This is a genomic window from Thermoactinomyces sp. DSM 45892, from assembly GCF_900107305.1.
GTDB lineage: Bacteria > Bacillota > Bacilli > Thermoactinomycetales > Thermoactinomycetaceae > Baia.
The window spans coordinates 116,532-122,531 of record NZ_FNPL01000012.1 but is presented as its reverse complement, the minus strand read 5'-3'; the positions used below and the strand labels follow the sequence as shown (position 1 = coordinate 122,531).

General features: G+C 38.0%; 7 protein-coding genes. All 7 read left to right on the top strand.

Translation table 11 applies throughout. The features are described 5' to 3' along the window. Positions 1-978, top strand: a 978-nt coding sequence (locus BLU58_RS11235) for a DNA/RNA non-specific endonuclease (protein WP_255404684.1), incomplete at its 5' end; no start/stop codon positions are given. A gap of 4 nt (positions 979-982) precedes the next feature. Further along, positions 983-1,468: an immunity protein YezG family protein gene (locus tag BLU58_RS11230; protein ID WP_093292302.1), complete on the top strand. Its 486-nt coding sequence runs from the start codon at positions 983-985 to the stop codon at positions 1,466-1,468. A 120-nt stretch (positions 1,469-1,588) separates the two neighbouring features. Further along, positions 1,589-2,086, top strand: a complete 498-nt coding sequence (locus BLU58_RS11225; RefSeq protein WP_093292301.1) for a hypothetical protein — start codon at positions 1,589-1,591, stop codon at positions 2,084-2,086. A 41-nt stretch (positions 2,087-2,127) separates the two neighbouring features. Beyond that, on the top strand, positions 2,128-2,925 hold the full coding sequence (locus BLU58_RS11220; protein WP_093292300.1) for an IS5 family transposase: 798 nt from the start codon (positions 2,128-2,130) through the stop codon (positions 2,923-2,925). Positions 2,926-4,054: 1,129 nt separating this feature from the next. After that, entirely contained in the window at positions 4,055-4,618 is a 564-nt protein-coding gene (locus BLU58_RS11210; protein ID WP_093292298.1) for an antirestriction protein ArdA, read from the top strand. Between the two features lie 58 nt (positions 4,619-4,676). Beyond that, positions 4,677-5,063, top strand: a complete 387-nt coding sequence (locus tag BLU58_RS11205; protein ID WP_093292297.1) for a hypothetical protein — start codon at positions 4,677-4,679, stop codon at positions 5,061-5,063. 128 nt (positions 5,064-5,191) lie between these two features. Continuing rightward, complete coding sequence (locus tag BLU58_RS11200; protein WP_093292296.1) at positions 5,192-5,905, top strand: hypothetical protein; 714 nt, start codon at positions 5,192-5,194, stop codon at positions 5,903-5,905. Positions 5,906-6,000 lie beyond the last annotated feature (95 nt).

The following is a 6,000-nucleotide window of genomic DNA, read 5'->3' as shown; positions in this document are numbered from 1 at the left end:
CTTACATGGCTCGAAGGTGGAAGCTTCAAAGATATTTGTAAAAGCATATTTACTGGTGGATTGATCGGAGCAGCAGGTGGTGTATTTGGAGGGTTGGTTTCAAAAGCCTTGACTTCCGTTATCTCCCGATTTGCTCCAAACATCGCATCAAAACTTGGGAATCTACTTGGTTTCGGAGCAATGGGAGTACACGATTCAGCTCTTGAAGATGTGTTATATAACCGAAAAATCGACTGGAAAAAAGCAATCGTCACAGGCGGATTCTCTATGGCCCTCATCTTCGGAGGTGGAAAATTAGCACCACCATTGGTCAACTTTATTAATGACCTTCCAAACCCTTTCGCTAAGACAGTCGTGCAGACCGTCGATGGATCAACCTTTCAAAGTTTCGCTAATGAAACGATCGGGGATACTAAGTTTGGCGACTTCCTAAATTGGTTTGTTAAAGGTGAAGGTACTGGTAGTGGTGGATCATCACCGTCCACTCCAACTAAAGTAGATTTTGGGGATCAGTTTAACTATACAAGAAATGGCCAGAGTAAGGAATTAAAGGCAAATGTGGAGTTTGAGACACCCGAAGGTTATAATTTTAAGACGGATGAACATGCACGTCTTACTAGCGCCGAAGGAGATTTACAAGCTGGTAAAACATATCCGAGAAATGGTAATGATCAACTTAAAGTCGGTGGTGGTGATCGATTATCTGATGATCAAGGTGGTCATTTGATCGCTCATGTATTCAAGGGCTCTGGTCTAAGTGATAATCTAGTTCCTATGAATGGGAACTTGAACAAAGGTGCATGGAAGAGGATGGAGAACCAATGGGGAAGATCTCTTAAAAATGGCGAAAAGGTAAAAGTGGATATAAAAGTAAATTATGAAGGTACATCCCAACGACCATCTAGTTTCGATGTTCGGTATAAAATCGGTGAGGATGACTGGGAAACTCAAACTTTCAACAATGTGGCAGGGGGATGATAAAATGCATAACTTTGAACGAAATCAACAGGATATCTTTAAACAAATGGTTGATGTGATTGCTGATATGATTCCAGAGTCTTGGGAGCAAGTTTATTTATACGGTGAAGTGATTGAAGGAGCACAGGCAGTTTTCTTTTACTACTATCCAGAAAATAATAGTCAACCGGTATATAGTGAGAATATCCCAGAATTATTTCCTGTATCTAGTGATAAATATAGGAAATGGAGACATCAATTCATAAACCTACTTGTTGAGTTAAATAACGAATTCAAGAGGAATGAACAGGAATTATGGACGAATATTACTCTGCATTGGACTTCCCAAGGCAAATTCAAGATCGAATATAATTACGATGATCTAACTGATGTCTCGTTATTTGAACAAAAGACCATCTGGGTATACAAACATTTGGGTCTTCATCCTAAAAGTATTACTGGAAAAGAAGTTTTAGAGGAATACCTAAAAAAGCAAGAAGAAAAAAAATAAATATGACTGTGGAGATGAGGATTACCCCTTGTCTCCTTTTCTTTTCTCTAAGAAGCGTAAACATTTCGTGATTGGGTATAAGATTCGTATATTAGTGAATCGAGAGGTAGAGACATTTAAATGAAATGGATAAAATGGACACTCGTAGGTATCATGTTGATTCTAGTATTAGTACTACTTATCTCACTTGCATTATGGTATTACCCGAAATGGTTCGAACATAGCTCGGAGTTAGATGCAGGAGTTGTAACAGGAATTGTAAGTATTGTTGTGTTGGTAGGAACCATCGGGGTGACGGTTGCGGTTAATATGCAGACTCAACGTATGGCCCTCAAGATGAATCAGGAGAATCAACAGCTTCAACTAAAAATTCAAGAAATGAATATCGAGGCCATGCGATTTCAGGCACGATCGACGTTACGGGATGAGATAATTAAAGGACGGTTTCAAGCATATAACAAATTGATACCTCGTTTATCAGTGTTTGCTATTCATCTATTGCCTCTCCTATATGATGCTAAAACCAACGTTTCATATGACAAAGACAGACTTGAAAGGTACGCAAATAAAGTATCTAGAAGCCATTTCAAAAAACATAAATATGCAAATAGTGAATAGAAAACATTGAAAAAATAAGTAAAGTGTGTAAAGTCAGTAATATGAGTAGACATGAGATAACAGATAAACAGTGGCGAAAGATAAACGGATATTTGCCGAAGGCAAAACGAGGAAGAGGAAGACCTGAAGCAAATTTACGAAAGACATTGAACGGAATTCTGTACGTATTACGCACAGGGTGTGCTTGGATGGATATGCCTAAGAAATATGGCTCTTACACAACGTGTTGGAGGAGACACCGTCTCTATTCCAAATTAAGAATTTGGGATCGAATATGGAAATGGTTACTGCGGGATCTATACGAAGAGAAGAAAATCCAACTAGGCATCGCACATGTGGATGCTAGCTTTGTTCCGGCCAAAAGAGGAGGAGACAAAATCGGAAAAACGAAGCTGGGTAAGGGATCTAAGGTATTTAGTGTTGTGGAGAATAAGAATGGGTTACCCATCGCTTTGCTGATTGAAAATGCGAATCCTCATGAGATTACCTTTGCTGAGAAAATCGTAAGTGAGATTCGTATTCCACAAAAACGAGGAGCACCCATTCGAAAACCTAAGATACTTGTAGCAGATAAAGGCTATATAAGTCAAGCCTTTCGGACTTATTTGCGAAGAAAAGGGATTCTTGTACGTATACCATTTAAGAAAAATCAAAAGCCCCCGAAGGGGCTTCAGCCAAAGGACTTCCAAAGCTCCTATAAACAACGGTTTAAAGTTGAACGTAGTTTTGCTTGGATGGATAACTTTCGTCGACTGGTTGTTCGGTATGACCGTTTTTCTTGGATATACAGGGGATTCAATGTTCTCGCTTGCATAATTATGTGCCTCCGGCATTTTTGAAATGGCTTCTAAAGAAATCACAATCCTCATTGCTGACGATGGTATGTATTATCCATATCATGTAAGATCAAGATTAATAAATATAGTAAAATATATTACTCGTTTAATGGAGTCAGGTATCACATCAGATTCAACTACATCAGTTGAAATAGACCAGATGTATGATAAACTATCCACCATTAATGCAGAACTATCAAAGTTCATTTTTAGCGAGATGGAATTTGATGAAATCGAACAAGATATCCAATCCCTTTACCATAAGAAAAAATGATTCAATATTATCCAAATTCGTAACCACTACCCTGAGTTCAAAAATATATTACGTAATCTACACCCACTAGTCGCAACCCTATCAAAGGGGGGGCTTTGGGGGTCATCGAATCATCTTTAATTTCTCTCCCTTCCCTCTTCTCTACAATTGAATATTTATTCGTTTATATGAATTAAAAATGTCACTTTTTCTTCTAAAGTGACTTTCTTTGTTTGCTCTCAATCCCTTTAATATCAAAGACTTAAACGTTTAACAATGAACTTGATTACCTAACTTCATTTATGCATAGGCTGAAACCCTTGATCTACCGTTCCCTTCCCCCTTCCTACCAATACCGAATATGCGCATATCCATCCTATATATACCAATCCATAACCATATATCTACATATATAACCCCCTGAGTTTGACGGGCCATCTCTGCCCAGATCGTGGAGTGGATGAACGTATTCCATATTCGCACTATTCGCCATCATCCGAACACCAACGTAAACCCCTCTTATCCCCTTCCTATTCTTTTCGTAGCTACACCCGAAACCATACGTTACCCCATCATATATACCCCCCCTAAACCCTATGCCTACCTATGATATGACGACCTATACCGACCTAAATTATGACGACCTATTCATACCACTATATAGCCCTATAAATAGATAGAATACGAGCCTATTGGATTGTTTACGTCCTCTTTTCTCGTACTCATGCGCTATACCAAATATGACCTTTAATAATGGAAATTCCAGATAGGAAACGTCCACATTTTATCGATACTATTTTTATTGACTACTTTAATTAAACTCGATATGATAAAAGAGTGGTACGACATCACTTACAAACTACTAGGGGGACATACAACATGGATACAGAAATCAGAATTTTAATCAGAAATCTAGGTAAATACAATGAAGGCGAACTAGTAGGAGAATGGATCGACCTACCATATACCGAGGAGGAATTACATAATCTCTTTGTAAATATTGGTTTAGGGTATTTTGATGAAAGTGGCAAATATCATCATGGTGTATACAAGAATGGTGTTTGTTATGAAGAATATGCTATTCATGATTACGAAGCACCATTTAACATTCATGAGTATGAATGCCTAAGTGAGCTTAACGAAGTTGCCGAAAAATTGGACATGCTCGAAGAAAAGGAAAAGAAAGCAATCATTACCCTTGAAAATGATGTCGGCTTGTCCTGGGATGATGCTTTCAAGGAAGTACATGAAGGTAACTATCGATTGTGGCATGAAGACACAATGGGGGATATTGCCTATGCATTCTATGAAGATTCAGGATCTATAGATGACAACCACCCTTTAACAATGTATATAGATTGGGATAGTGTAGGGCGAGATATGAAGATCAATGGTACATTTATTCAAATGGAAAGTGGCTTGTGGTTGGAGTATTACAACTAGATCACACACATCAAGGGGGCGTATAGTGTTCGCCCTCTTCCTATAAAGGAGACTTAGAATGAACAACAACAACATATATGTAATGTTGCACAAGGATTGCGAATATTATCATCCAGACTTTGGTATTGGAAACTATTTTTGCGAAGACACCCGAAGAATAAAGGAAGACTATAGCCATTTCCAAGTTTTCTCACATAATAAAGTAGTCAACTGTTTAAAAACACACATAGAAGGCTATGGGTTACCTTCTGATCTGCACAATTGGATTATAGATGAAAATAACGAATGCCTTTTCTTTGATCGTCTAGGAGATAGCGAAGGCGAAGAAACAACCGAAACACAACGTGAAACCATGTATTATGCACGGTACTATCTGGAACTATCCCAGGTTAAAAGGCTTAGTTTAGATGATTACCATAGTTTAACTAGGACAGAACGGATTTGATTCCGTTCTTTTTTTATGTCTAAAACGTCCACAATTTAGCGATACTATTTTTATTGACTACTTTAATTAAACTCGATATGATAAAAGAGCGATACGACACTACTACATAACTAGGAGGAATTACAATTATGAACACAATGACAAAGAAGCAAGCTGCAGAACAATGGGTCAGCGAATGGATCGAGATTCCAACAGCAATGATTAACGAAAAATTTGAACCCCTCGATTATGAGGGACTAGTTCACATAACACATGTCGAACATATTACCGATTATCGGCTTCCTTCCCTTCAAACAATGTGGTTGATTCCACCATGGGATCAAGATTGGATTCTGAAAAACATCGACATTGCAGAAAGCTTGGGGATCGAAGTGTACGGATTTGATCTAGGTTCTGATTCAGGTGTACTTTTCGGGATTGATGGAGCTTTTTCCGATATATATAGGGATTATTGGATTCCTCTGTACGAGAAAAGAGGCTTCCATAAATGGTATGAACTCTGTAGCTTACAAGATATTCATAAAAGAAGCAAAACGGAGAATTACGAATTTATACCTTTCGGTGGTGGTTCGGATACGATCAATATTTGTTGGGTTTCTCCAAACGGTGAATGGAGTGTGGCATTGATAATAGATACAGAAGATGGGAGTGTATGGGGCGATCTCTTTAACAATGAAAACGGAAACCAAACAGAATACGATTATTATCCAGAAACGAAAGAAGCCTACTTTTTTGATTCATGGTGTGATTCTCATCCTGTTCCACGTTACATAGTTGAAGAAATGGAATGCATGTATAATGCCTTAAAAAGGAAAATAGCTAGTGGTGAACCAATTTCATAACGACCATATGAATTATATAAGGAGCCTACTAGGCTTCTTTTTTCGCTCTAAACGTCCACAACTTCGCGATATTATCTTTATTGACTACTTTAATT